This is a genomic window from bacterium SCSIO 12643 (assembly GCA_024398135.1).
GTDB lineage: Bacteria > Bacteroidota > Bacteroidia > Flavobacteriales_G > Salibacteraceae > CAJXZP01.
In genome coordinates, this window is sequence record CP073750.1 from 3,572,467 (window position 1) to 3,586,572 (window position 14,106).

Consider the following 14,106-nt stretch of genomic DNA (forward strand, 5'->3'; position numbering starts at 1 on the left):
AATTTTTATCACGATGAGAAATATTAATATGAAAAAGAAAACATTGTATCTAGTTTTAGTTTTGGTTGCTATTCTAGGAACAAATAGGGCTAAAGCCACGCATATGGAAGGGGGATATTTCGAATACGAATGTTTAGGGAACGATTCATTTTTAGTAACCCTTAAGATATTTAGAGAATGTACAGGTATGTCATATCCTACAACTGTAGATATAAATTTCACCAATTCGTGCGGAGATAGTCTAATAGCACAGTTTAATGGAGTTGGGACTGAAATTTCGCAAATATGTCCTTCAGGAGTATCAACCTGTAATGGAGGCTTTTTAAAAGGTAGTCAAGAATTTGTTTATCAAGGTTTTGTGGTTTTGAGCTCATTTTGTGGAGATTGGACAATGTCTTGGATGAGTTGTTGTAGGAATTCCCCAATTGTTAATTTATTCTCTGGTGCTAATGTAAACATTAAAGGAACAATTAATAATACGGGAAACTATTGTAATAATTCACCACAATTTGGGGATTTTCATGTTCCAGTATTTTGCCTTGGCCAAGAAGCATATTATAATGTATCGGCAAGTGAACCCGATGGAGATTCGTTAACATATAAATTTATTTTACCAACAGATAATTCTGGAGCGCCAGTAGTATTTAATTCCGGTTATTCATATAATCAACCTATATCAGGTATCGTACTAAATTCGCATACGGGACAACTCAAATTTACACCAGGTATAATTGGAACATTTGTAATGGCGATTCAGGTTTGTGAGTATGAATATGGTTCAGGAATTTTAAAAGGTTGTGTGATTAAAGAATTTCAAATTGTTGTAGAAAGTTGTTCTAATCAACAGCCTAGCCCTCCAGTATCAGGAATTACAAATTTTCAGGGTACTGGAATTCTATTAAACTCGGATTCAATATGGGCGTGTTCTGGAGATTCAATTTCATTTGATCTTGTTTTTACCGATACTAATTTATTAGATACAATATCTCTGTTTTCTAATGTTACGGAGGTACTTCCCGGAGCCATAACGACTATTACGAATGGAAATCCAGCGGTGATTTCTATATCATGGAATGTTCCTGCTGGAATACCCCCTTTTAACTCTTTTACGGTAACAAGTCATGATGATAATTGTGGGTATGTAGGTTTGGCCATATCTTCTTATCAAGTTATAGTGAATTCTGTAAACGCTGGACAAGATAAGTATTTATGTGATGGTGATTGGGTGGATATGAAGGCTACAGGAGGTGTGACTTATTTTTGGCAGGCAATCGCAGGTGATTCTATAGATACTATTCCTAATTCCTTAGGATATAATTCAACCTGTCAAAATTGTCAGTTTCCATCATTTTCACCAGACACCACCACCACATATGTGGTGATCTCCAGTTCGAATGTAAATTGTATAGTAATGGATACGGTAACTGTAAATGTATCTCCAAATTTCAATATTACCGTACCCAATGATACAATGATTTGTCCGGATAGTAATTATTTGATTCAAGTGTCTACAGATCAACCATCATTATCATATAATTACAGATGGTATCCTATAGCTTATTTGGATTCATATACATTACAAAACCCTCGGGCTAATGTATTTGAGGCCGTTCAATATAGAGTTATTGCAACATCATCAGGTGGATGTCAGAGAGTAGATTCAGTATTGATAGAGTCTTCTCCGGCATTCCCTTCAAACATGAAAATTATAGGAGACACCGTATTGTGTTTGGGAGATACGTTACAATTGGGAGTAGATTTAGGGAATGAGTTCCCAGATATAAATTGTGGTACTTCTATTGCTAGTTGTTTAAATACATCACAGAATGGAATAATCGGAATGGGTTCTACTCAAAATACGAATAACGCTTTCCCTTGTGTATATGGTGATTCTCAATATGGAGCAAAGCATCAAATGCTTTACAGATCTGACGAATTAATAAATATGGGATTGAATATTGGAGGTTTAATAAATTCCATAGCATTTTATGTGGATACGATAGGAGCGGCAGCCGTATATGAGGATTTTGTGATTAAGATGAAGTGTGTTAATGATACTGATTTGATTAACGGTTGGGGAAGTAATTTGGAAGTGGTTGCTTATGAAAGTTTATATTCAATTACTTCTGGTTGGAATGTACATAATTTAGCTACTTCCTATCAATGGGATGGATTCTCTAATATCTTGGTGGAAGTGTGTTTTAAGAATAATTCGCAAAGTAATATGAATCCTATAATGGCTCATTCTCAAACTGGGTATGTTTCAGTCATATATCAAACCGGAAATAATAACTGTCATATATATAAAACCTTATCTAGTGGAGGTTTAATGATGAGTAGTTTACGTCCGAATACAAGGTTTAATTATTGTAATTCTTATGATTCCAATTTATTTACATATTCTTGGTCACCGTTAAATAATGTGAATAACCCTAACATAGCCAATCCATTTGCAGTTCCTTCTGTGAGTGGTACATATGAGGTTACAGTTTCGGATTCATATTGTTATGATACGTTAGATTTATTTGTAGACGTAGTAACACAATTTGATGCTGGATTTTATTCTCAAGAACCATATTGTGAAAATTTTATTCAAGATCAATTTACAACAAATGTAGGTGGGGGGTATTTTACAGGTCCTTTTATAGATTCTAATGGGGTATTTTATCCTGATTCAGCAGGAGCAGGTAATTTTTTGGTAACCTATCATTTGGACAATCCTACATTATGTGCTAATGACTCATCAATTAATATTGAGGTTCTTTCTGTTGTTGAACCAACCATATCATATGATGAAATATGTGTGAACAGTGGAATAAGAGAATTACATGCTACACCAGCAGGAGGAATTTGGGCAGGTGCGGGTATCATAGATTCGATTGGAGGACTGTTTGATCCAACGGGCTTGCCGTTTGGAATGCATGAAGTATATTATACCATTATAGATTCTAATTGTATCAGTATTGATACTATGGATATTAAATCTCATAATGAATATGATTTTTCTTTAACTCAGAGCCAAATAGTAGCTTGTAATAATGATACGGTGGATCTAAGAAATTACGTTTCTATTTCTCCTTTACCTTATACGGAACCTATTATAACATGGTCTATTAATTTAAATATAGATTCTGTTGGAGTATTGGATTTGAATGCTCTTAACTCCGGACTTCATAATGTTATTGTTATGGTATCTGATAGTAATGGATACTGTTCCAAATCTGACACTATAATACTCAAAGTACGCGCAACTAATCCTCCTGATGTAACGAGTGAATTGAATTACTGTGATAATAATGAGGATGTTGTAATCAATGTTATTCCTAAACTATTTAATCCAGGGATGTCCTTCCAACAAACAAGCCTTCCTCCGTTGACGATAGCTGATACCTTACAGATCTTTAATACTAATAATCAAGGTATGTTTAACCCTTCTGTTCAAGGAATTGGTAGTTGGGAAATTAAGATTGACTTTGAAAATGTACTTGGTTGTATTGGTACGACAATAGATACAATTAATGTTTATCCAGGCATATATAATGATACGGTATTAAAAACTGATACAAACCTATTGGCAGCTTTATCAGGACATACATATCAGTGGTTGGATTGTGATAATAACATGAGTTATATAACAGGAGCAATTTCGCAATCTTTTTCACCAGCATTATCAGGAAAATATGCTGTAGAAATTAGTAACGGTTATTGTTCAGTAGTTTCTGATTGTTATCATTTTTGGCCTTTGGGAGTAGAAGATAACTTTATCGAAACTGGACTTAAACTATATCCAAATCCTACAAACGATGTTTTATACATTGATAAAGGTGTGAATGCAGAATTGAATATAGAAATATTGGATTATACAGGAAAAACCATTTACAATGCAATTTTGAGAGATCAGATAACCGAATTTAAAATGCAGGATTTAGCATCTGGTATATATTTCGTTAAATTGAGTAATGAAAATGGGAGTTTTATCGATAAAGTTGTAAAGTATTAATCGAACTTAGTTATTTAATAATGAAACCATCAGAGTTAATCTGGTGGTTTTTTTATACCCTGATTTTTAAGTTTTCATTTACATTTGACCCTCACAATAACCGAATAATATGATCAGACGTTTCTTTCGTAATTTGTCGTTGTCAACCCGAGTATTGATCGGGGTCCTATTAGGAGTCGCTACCGGACTATTTTTTGGTGAGATGGTAGGCTGGATGTCCGTTGCCGGGGATGTCTTTATTGGTCTATTGCAAATGACTGTACTTCCATACATTATGATTTCGCTTATTGTGAATATTGGAAGACTGAGCATGGAGAATGGAAAGAAACTCATCCGATATGGGTTGATGTTTTTAGGACTTTTACTTGGGATAGGCTTATTAGGTTTATTTGTATTTCCATTGGCGTTTCCGGAGTGGGGAAGTGGTAGTTTTTATTCTAATGATTTTATCCTTCCGGCACATGAGTTTGATTTTGTAAAACTATATATACCAACAAATCTCTTTGAGTCTTTAGCTCTAAATGTGGTCCCTGCTGTGGTGTTGTTTAGTATTTTCTTAGGATTGGGAATCATGAAATTACCCAATAAAGAAGTATTGCTTCAGCCTTTAGAAGTTATTAATGATGGATTGAATCAGGTAAATAAAATGGTAGTAAAAATCACTCCAATTGGTGTATTCGCTATTGGAGCTGGAGTGGTTAGTCAGCTGAGTTTATCCGATTTAAGTAGGTTACAGGGGTACTTGCTGGTTTATTTACTGGCAGTGTTGATTCTAACATTTGTGATTTTACCGTTTGTCATTTCCGTATTTACTCCGTTTTCTCCAAAAGAAGTTTTACGAATTACCAGACCTACTCTGATCACCATTTTTGCAACTGGAAAGATTATCGTGGTTTATCCGCAATTGATTGAAAACATTAAGGAAATTTTAGCTTCCAGGAATCAGGATTCTGAAGTAGCCAAATCAGAAGTGGATATTCTAATGCCTTTGGCTTATCCTTTTCCAAATCTGGGGACATTCATGATTTTCGTATTTGTCCCATTTGCGGGATGGTATACCGGACATGCTTTTATGCTCAATGATTACCCATTATTTCTGAGCTCAACCTTGTTGAGTTCATTTGTAGCCCCAATTACGGGTTTGCCGTTTAGTTTAGATCTAATGGGAGTTTCGAAAGAAACCTTTCAGCTATTTGTAGTTTCAACCGTTTTGACTGATCGAATTCGGGTGGTATTGGGAGCATTTCATTTAGTAACGTTAACCTTATTAACGATCAGCGCCAGTAATGGTTTTATGAAAATCAGGTGGGGGAAACTATCTCAAACGATATTGGTTACAGCATTAATTATGGGAGGTTCCATATTTGGTCTAAACAAAATACTGGATAAAAGTATGGGAAGTATACCAACTAACGCTGAAATTTTAGACAGCTTTGAGTTGGTAAATCATACCGTTGATTATACAGTAATAGATAAGCCTACTCGAAACCCGAATTGGTTGAGAAAGTCTGAAAATATTATGGGAAGACTTAAAAGACGTAATAAACTACGTGTTGGATATTATCCGAATAGTATGCCATTTGCCTTTGAAAATTCAAAAGGAGAACTGGTTGGATTTGGAGTGGATATGGCACATCAATTGGCTACTGATTTGGGTGTAACATTAGAGTTTGTTCCCATAGAGAAGGGAAAAATTGTGGCGTGGTTGAATAAAGATTATTATGATATCGTCATGTCAGATATATTCTTATCCAGCGAATATGCAGAGCAAATGAGTTTGTCGAAATCATATATGGAGATTTCATTGGCATTGCTTACAAAGAATGATTACAATGACTTAAATACGTTTGAATCAGCATCAGCATTAGATTCATTCACTATAGCCTATTTTGTTAGAAAGGAGATAGCAGAAGACTATGTGTCATTTTTCCCTCAGGCTGGGTTATATGATATAGCCAATTATGATTCTTTATTCAGTATATCAGATACCGATTCGATTCAGATTGATGGTTTATTGACATCTGCTGAACGTGCTTCAGCGTGGACAGTATCTCATCCGGATTATAAAGTAGTCAACCCGCTGCCATATCACTTATATAATACTTTAGTGTATCCTTTAGCCAATGATGAAGTATGGAGAGAGTATATCAATAGATGGATTGATTTTAGAAAGAATGACGGGACTTTTGATCGAGCGTATAAGCAATGGATTTTAGGAAAGGAATATCGACAAGATACAGGCGTGTGGTGTATTTACAACGATGTTTTAGGTTACGGGCAACACAAAAAACATGCTCCGGAGAATTCAAATAAATAGCAAATAAAAAAGGTCGCACAATTTGTACGACCTTTTTTAATATTCTTGAAGAAAAGAGGATTATTTACCCTCTCCACATTTTCCTTCACCACATTTGTGCTCACCTTCTGCAGTAGAGTCAGCAGAATCGCCACATTTTCCTTCGCCACATTTGTGCTCACCTTCTGCAGTAGAATCAGCAGAATCACCACATTTTCCTTCTCCGCATTTACCTTCACCACATTTGTGATCTCCTTCTCCTTCAGCGTGTGCATCTGCAGCATCAGCCTCAGCGTTTGCTTCGTCAGCAGCTGGAGCTGCCTCATCATGTTGCTCTGTGTGTGCTTCTTCACCATGAGATTCTCCACCACCTCCACAAGAAGTAAGTGCAACAGAACCTGCAAAGAATAAAGACGCAGCAACCATTGATAGTAATGTCTTTTTCATAATTAGTTGGATTTAAATTTAAATAATGGTGCAATTAACTTAAATTTTATAAAATAGAAAAGCGAAATAGTAATTATTTAATTAAATAGGGACTGTTGATAACAAATAAGCCTTATTTAAGCGCTTTAAACAGTAATTCTACGGGATGATATGCCGTTTCGTTCACCCCATCTTTTATTTGATGCCTGCAACTTGTACCAGGTGCTGCAACCACAGTTTTCTCGTTTTTATTTCGAATAGTAGGAAATAAAACAAGTTCTCCAATTTTCATAGAAACATCATAGTGCTCATATCCAAATGAACCAGCCATACCACAACATCCGGAAGGGATTGTAGAAACTTTGTATCCTGAAGGAATAGAAAGCATCTTTTTTGTATAGGTAATAGACGATAGCGCTTTTTGATGGCAATGACCATGTAACGAAATATCTAAATCAGAATCATTAAATAACTCCGAAGAAATATGACCCTGATCAAATTCATTGGCAATAAACTCATCAATCAGAAAAGAGTGCTCTTTATTGATATTTGCCTTTGATTGTAGTTCTTTCTTTACCAGTTTAGGATATTCATCTCGGAATGTAAGTAGCGTGGAAGGTTCAATACCGATTATAGGAATTTTTGATTTCGCGTAATAATAAAAAAGTTCGGTATTCTCATTTGCCAATTCATTAGCTAATTTCAGAAATCCTTTGGAAATAGCCGTACGACCGCTTTCCCTATGCTGGATGATTTCAGCATCATATCCTAATGCCCACAGTAATTGTAATGACTGGACACCTTGTTGGACATCCAAATAATTGGTGAATTCATCACAAAAAAAGAGTACTTTCTTGATGGGACTTTTCAACCATTTTGTTTTTTCAACCTGGTGATTGATTTTGTACCATTGAAACAATGATTGTTTTTGAGGCATTGGAATTTCTCGCTCTTTCGCAATCCCCATTTGTTTTTTTACCCAGTTTTTTAACGGGCCGTCAACCACCCAGTTGGAAATTGGATAAAAATTTTGGGCCAATTTCATGTTATCAGAGAAATGTGCCATTTTATGTTTGGCAAAGGAAATAGGCTCCGTTAAACTCTTCTGATATAAATATTCACTTTTATATGTAGCCATGTCCACATTACTTGGACATTCTTGTTGACAGCCTTTGCACATCAAACACAACTCCATAGACTGATTCAGTTCAGGGGAAGAAAAAGCTCTTTCTTCACGTTGTGTCATGAGTTCACGTAACAAATTCGCACGAGAACGGGTAGTGTACATCTCGTCTCTGGTAGCCATGTAAGAAGGGCACATGGTACCTCCGGTTAGTTCTGTTTTTCTACAATCCGCAGAACCATTGCACAGTTCTACGGATTCTAAAAAACCATTGTGTTTTGAAAAGTCAAATACGGTATCAACAGGTTTAGGATTTTGCCCTGGAGCATAGCGTAATTGGGTATTCATAGATGGTGAATTCACAATTTTACCCGGATTAAAAACTCCGTTTGGATCCCAAACATTCTTTAAACGTTTAAAATCATCATAAATCTCTTTCCCAACCATTTGAGAAATAAACTCGCCTCTTAATCTACCATCACCATGTTCGCCACTTAATGATCCTTTATGTTTTTGAACCAGATCGGCAATATCCTGAGCAACTGTTCTAAACAACTGATTCCCTTCTTCAGTTTTTAAATTGATCATTGGACGTAAATGCAATTCTCCGGAACCAGCATGTGCATAGTGGACACAGCTTAAGTTGCGTTCTTTAAGCTTTAGATTAAACTCTTCAATATAATCAGGTAAATCTTCTACGGAAACGCAGGTATCTTCAATTACAGGAACTGCTTTTTCATCACCGGGAATATTCGCCAACAATCCCAATCCTGCTTTTCTGAGTGCCCAAACTTTTGAAATATCAGAGGTTACCAGTGGAAAATGATATCCATAATTATTCTGATTCATTTCTTTTCGGATGTCATCTGCGACTTGTTCTAGTTCCTCATTAGAATCTGCATGAAGTTGAATTGCTAAAAGTGCCTGTGGATCACCTTGAATAAAAAAGCGGTATCTACTATATAACGGATGGTCCTTGGTACATTCCAAAATGTGATGATCCATTAGTTCAACAGCATATGGATGATATTTTAAGGCAATTAAATTGGCTTTTAAAGCTTCATTTACTGAGGTGTAATGACCCACCAATAATCCCTGAACAGAAGGGGGAAGTGGATTGATTCCAATTTTTATTTCAGTGATAAATGCAAGTGTTCCTTCGCTACCTGCAATTAGATTACAGAAGTTAAATTTCCCTGTTCCTTCGTTGAAGACTTCAGATTGCATCAAAATGTCTAGTGCATATCCTGTATTTCTTCTTTTGATTTCCGGTTTAGGGTAATTGGCTTTGATTTGTGATCTTTTGGATGAATCGCCAAGTAGATGATAAATATGTCTGTAGATATTCCCTTCTAAATTATCCTCTGGTAATGCAAGTTTTTCCTGAAACGCGTTTGCGTCTAATTCTTTAAAAACAACTTGAGAACCATCACTTAAAAAAGCTTTAACTTCTAAAAGATGATCTCGTGTACTACCGTAAACAATAGAATTTGATCCGCACGAGTTATTCCCGATCATACCTCCAATCATGGCACGATTGGAAGTGGAGGTTTCTGGGCCAAATAAAAAGCCTTTTGGTTTTAGGAAATAATTAAGCTCATCACGAATCACTCCAGGTTCTACCCGCACCCAATTTTCATGAGTATTAAGCTCTAAGATGGAGGTGAAGTATTTCGAAACATCAACTACAATTCCCGATCCTACAACCTGACCTGCAAGAGAAGTTCCAGCGGTCCGAGGAATCAAGCTGACTTTATTTTTTTGCGCAAATTGAATCAGCTTTTGAATATCTGATTCACTTTTTGGAATAGCAACGGCTAACGGGATTTCTCTATATGCAGAAGCATCAGTGGCATAAATGATTTTGACCGCTGCATCTGTATGAAATTCTCCTTGAAGTTGAGAAGAGAGTATTTCTAAATCCTCAATCAATTGGCATTTTTGATGGCACGAAGTGCTTGTAAAACATGACGCTCATTGTGATAAATATTCACGCGCAAAGCGTCTCCTAATTTAAGTTTTACAAATTTAGAAATGCTAATTCTAATTTTAGGTTTGTTAAGATTGATATTCTCTGATTTTTTGATCAGGTCCAAATATTCCTTTTGTTGATCAATAAATGTATTGATAATTTCTTTGTCATAAGAACTGTGTAGAGGGACCTTATCACCAGGAGATTGCATTTTGGTCATGCCCGGTTTATGTAACATGGAATTGGCAAACATATTCCCAATAAACCCGGATTTAAATGCTTCAACAGGAAGAGATTCCTCTTCCTGTATTTTAGATGTAATTTCAGGTAAGTAAAAATCACCGTATTGAACTAAATGGTCCAGACATTGTGCAGCACTCCACGTTTCAGGATTTGGCCTGTAATTCAAAGTATCCAAATCTTGCTTCAGAAGTTTTTTTGCTTCTTTGATGCAAAATTCGGTTTTACCCTTTAAGTCTGAGATTAATTCCGGTGTTTTAAATTTTGACATACCTTAATTCTTATATTTTACTAAATGCCTAAATCTCTTTTGATATCCTCAATTTGAGATAATAAGCCTTTTAGTAAGTGGTCGTAATCAGCGGTATTTTCCAATTTACCTTTCACACTAAAATAGAACTTGATTTTAGGTTCGGTTCCAGATGGACGGGCAGTAACTTTACTACCATTTTCCAGATAAAATTGTAAAACATTAGATGAAGGAAGAGATAGAGTAGATGTTGCTCCTGTTGTGATGTCTGTAGAAACTCCAGATGAGACATCATCCCATTTAACGACTTTATAACCACCTAATTCTTTTGGTGGATTATTTCTAAGGTCGTGCATCATTTGCGAAATTTCTTCACTACCTGATTTACCTTTCTTTACGATAGAAACTAAACCTTCATGATACAAACCAAAGTTCTTGTACATTTCTAGTAATTCTGCATAAAAACTACTTCCTTTTGATTTAGCCAGAGCTGCAATTTCTGAAACGATCATTGCTGATGAAATAGAATCTTTATCTCTTACAAAGTCACCGATCATAAAACCAAAACTTTCTTCACCACCTCCAATGAATTTCTTTTGACCTTCGTACTTTCTGATAATATCAGCAATCCATTTAAAACCTGTTAATGTAGTTTCAGTATCAACGTTATACGCATTTGCAATGTCACGCATCAAATCCGTAGTCACAATGGTTTGACAGATGAATTCTTTACCGGTTAGTTTTCCCTGTTGTTTCCATTGTTCCAAAAGGTACCAGGTCAACATAGATGCGGTTTGATTCCCATTCATAATTTGCATTTCACCCTGAGCATTTCTCACAGCAATCCCGATACGGTCCGCGTCCGGATCTGTTCCTATAACCAAATCAGCATTGATTTCATTGGCTTGATCAATCGCCATTTTTAATGCTGATGGTTCTTCTGGATTTGGTGACTCTACGGTAGGGAACGTTCCATCTGGTGTTGCTTGTGCCTCTACAATATGAACATCAGTAAAACCAGCTTTATTTAGTGCCTGTGGCAATCCATTGATAGATGTTCCATGCAATGAAGTAAAGACAATTTTTAAGTCTTCTTTACCGGCATTCGTTAAAGATTGTTGAACTACTGCATCCAGAAAAGCTTCATCTAAATCTTTACCAATGATTTGAATTAAATCTTTATTGGCCTCAAATTGAATATTTTCAATTTGGATGTTTTTGGCTCTATCAATGACCCCTTTGTCATGCGGGGGAACTAATTGTGCACCATCATTCCAGTATACTTTATATCCGTTATATTCTTTTGGATTGTGGGAAGCAGTCAATACGATACCTGCCTGACATTCTAGATGTCTTACCGCAAAAGATAATTCGGGAGTAGGTCTTAATGCTTCAAATAAGTATACATAGATTCCATTTGCTGAAAGTACGTCTGCGACTAACTGTGCAAATACATCTGAATTTTGTCTGCAATCAAATGCGATCGCTACAGAAATTCTCTCTTCAGTAGGAAAGGAAACTTTTAAGTAATCACTTAAAGCTTGTGTTGCTCCACCTAAAGTATATTTATTAATTCTGTTAGTACCAACACCCATGATACCACGCATTCCTCCGGTACCAAATTCCATATTTTTATAAAAGGCATCTTCCAGTTCAGGGCCACCTTTTTCAATGAGTTCTAAAGTTGCTTGTTGGGTGTTTTCATCAAATGGTATTTTTGTCCATTGATGTGCAATATCTATAAAGTTTTGAGGGGTTGTTACGTTCATATTTTTATTTTTAAAAAGGAGGTCAAATTTAGTTGTTTTTGTGACTTACACGAATATAATTTTTAATAGATGAGTGCTTATAAATCTTCAAGTTCCTTCAGTACTTTTTGAATTTCTTCATCGGTTTTATACAACTTGGTTTTACAGATTTTAATCAATTCAGTTGCCCTTTTAACTTTGGATGAAAGTACATCAATAGAAATGTTTTCTTCCTCAATGCCAGAAATGATATTTTCCAGTTCTGTCATTGCTTCTTGATAAGTCATTTTTTTACTCATGCGTATTCGTTTTAGTAATTTTTGATTCTACAGTACCATTATGAAATACGGTAGTAATGAGATCGCCCTTTTTGATCTGTTTTACATCGTCAATGGTTTGATGATTAATCATAGTCATACTAAACCCGCGTTTCAATGTGTTTTTAGGATCTAGGATTTGAAGTTTCGCCTGGATGTACTGTAGTTTATTTTGTTCGCCAGAGATTATAGTTTTTGTAAGATAGTTCATCTTAGGAACGATATTGAGCAAAATATTAGATTGTTCTCTGGAAATTTTAAGTTGCGTTAGTCGATTGAGGTTAGACACGTTTTTTTGAACCTTGATTTTTCCCAGGTGAAGGGGATAGGTAGCAGAGACTTTAAGCTGTTGAGATAAATCAATTAGTTTTTGTCTTTGAGGATCAATGCTGATTTCTCTGATATTCGAAATAGTATCAAAAGCATTTTGCCAATTATTTTCCAAATCTTTGAAAATATCTACTAACGTATCTGCAACAGCTGTTGGTGTAATTTTATTGGTATGTGCGACCATTTCAACCACTGTTTCGTTGGTAGAATGACCAATTCCAGAAATTACGGGGATAGGGAAGGTCGCAACAGCTTTAGCCATTTTTAAGTGGTTATAGCAATGTAATCCAACATCACCGCCACCTCCACGAATGATGAGAACTAAATCAAATTGATTAGCTTGTTCCCGAATAATTTCTAATTGTTCTGAAATGCTATTTACAGCAGTATCACCTTGCAAGATGGCTGGGAATAATTCCATATCAATATTAAATCTTGCGGCTTTAGCGTATATCGTGGTTAGGAAATCATGATACCCTTTACTGGTAGATACAGAAATGATGGCTAAACGCGATGGAAAATATGGGAAGGGTAAGAGTCTATTACAATTATATAGACCTTCCTTTTTCAAAGTATCAATAGTGTTCTTTTTTTCTCTGGCCATTTCTCCAATGGTGAAGGAGGGCTCGATATCCAGAATATTTAAAGATATTCCGTGCGTTGGAGCATATTTAACCTGTACTTGAAAAAGAACCTTCATACCTTCCTTGAGTTCTTCACCAGTTTCATTTTTGAATTTGGTAGAGATGGTTTGAAAGGTATTTCTCCAAATAGTAGATCTGATTTCAGCTACAATCTTTCCATGTTGTTTTTCAACAAGTTCAGGATAACAATGACCGCTTTTAGGATAGAAATTTACACGAGAAATCTCAGCACGTACCCAGTATGCATTTTTAAAAGTATGTGAAATAACCCGTTCTATACTTTGAGATAATTCTAGAAGCGAATGAGATTTCACAATATGATTTTAAGTTTAATGAGATTCGTTTATAAATGGTCTTCGTAATCAACTAATGCATTTTTCCAGAATTCAGGAACTTCAATGCTCTTATTATCGGTGTGGTTAAAACATACCAGAACGTTAATACCATTGGCTACTTCCATATCCGTACCATCAATGGTTCTAAATATTTTGAATTCAAATTCCATACTTTTCGTACCGATTTTTGTACATCGCATACCACATTTGGCATCATCTTTAAAAAGTAATGGTTGTATGTAATTGATTTCAGTTCTGGCCAGTAAAACACCCCATTCGTCCCAGTTGTGTCTGGCTCCAAATACTGTGTCAAAGTATCTTACACGCGCTTGTTCAACATAGGTGAGATACACCACATTATTCACATGCGCTAAAGCATCCAAATCTCTGAATCGAATATCTATCGGTGAAAAGAATTTCATGAT

At 35.6% G+C, this 14,106-nt stretch carries 8 protein-coding genes and 1 pseudogene; 2 read left to right on the forward strand and 7 right to left on the reverse strand.

From position 1 onward, the window contains the following. Positions 1-13: 13 nt before the first annotated feature. Together KFE94_15730 and KFE94_15735 are read left to right on the forward strand one after the other, a co-directional pair. On the forward strand, positions 14-4,000 hold the full coding sequence (locus tag KFE94_15730) for a T9SS type A sorting domain-containing protein (GenBank protein ID UTW66085.1): 3,987 nt from the start codon (positions 14-16) through the stop codon (positions 3,998-4,000). A 109-nt stretch (positions 4,001-4,109) separates the two neighbouring features. Further along, positions 4,110-6,317, forward strand: coding sequence for a cation:dicarboxylase symporter family transporter (locus KFE94_15735; protein UTW66086.1), 2,208 nt, complete (start codon positions 4,110-4,112; stop codon positions 6,315-6,317). 60 nt (positions 6,318-6,377) lie between these two features. Here the strand turns inward: KFE94_15735 and KFE94_15740 are convergent. The 7 genes and pseudogenes from KFE94_15740 to KFE94_15770 form a co-directional block, all read right to left on the reverse strand. Then, positions 6,378-6,533 (reverse strand): annotated as a pseudogene (locus KFE94_15740) (EF-hand domain-containing protein). 322 nt (positions 6,534-6,855) lie between these two features. Beyond that, positions 6,856-9,777, reverse strand: a complete 2,922-nt coding sequence (locus KFE94_15745; protein UTW66087.1) for an FAD-binding protein — start codon at positions 9,775-9,777, stop codon at positions 6,856-6,858. Continuing rightward, positions 9,774-10,328: a DinB family protein gene (locus KFE94_15750; protein UTW66088.1), complete on the reverse strand. Its 555-nt coding sequence runs from the start codon at positions 10,326-10,328 to the stop codon at positions 9,774-9,776. Before KFE94_15750 ends, KFE94_15745 begins: the two co-directional genes overlap by 4 nt. A gap of 20 nt (positions 10,329-10,348) precedes the next feature. Beyond that, positions 10,349-12,076 carry a phospho-sugar mutase gene (locus tag KFE94_15755; GenBank protein UTW66089.1) on the reverse strand — a complete coding sequence of 576 codons (1,728 nt, stop codon included), beginning with the start codon at positions 12,074-12,076 and terminating at the stop codon, positions 10,349-10,351. Between the two features lie 77 nt (positions 12,077-12,153). Continuing rightward, positions 12,154-12,354, reverse strand: a complete 201-nt coding sequence (xseB, locus tag KFE94_15760; protein UTW66090.1) for an exodeoxyribonuclease VII small subunit — start codon at positions 12,352-12,354, stop codon at positions 12,154-12,156. Next, positions 12,347-13,660 (reverse strand): exodeoxyribonuclease VII large subunit, encoded by a 1,314-nt coding sequence (xseA, locus tag KFE94_15765; GenBank protein ID UTW66091.1) that lies wholly within the window; start codon positions 13,658-13,660, stop codon positions 12,347-12,349. Before xseA ends, xseB begins: the two co-directional genes overlap by 8 nt. Before the next feature lie 29 nt (positions 13,661-13,689). Then, entirely contained in the window at positions 13,690-14,103 is a 414-nt protein-coding gene (locus KFE94_15770) for an acyl-CoA thioesterase (protein ID UTW66092.1), read from the reverse strand. Positions 14,104-14,106: the final 3 nt, after the last annotated feature.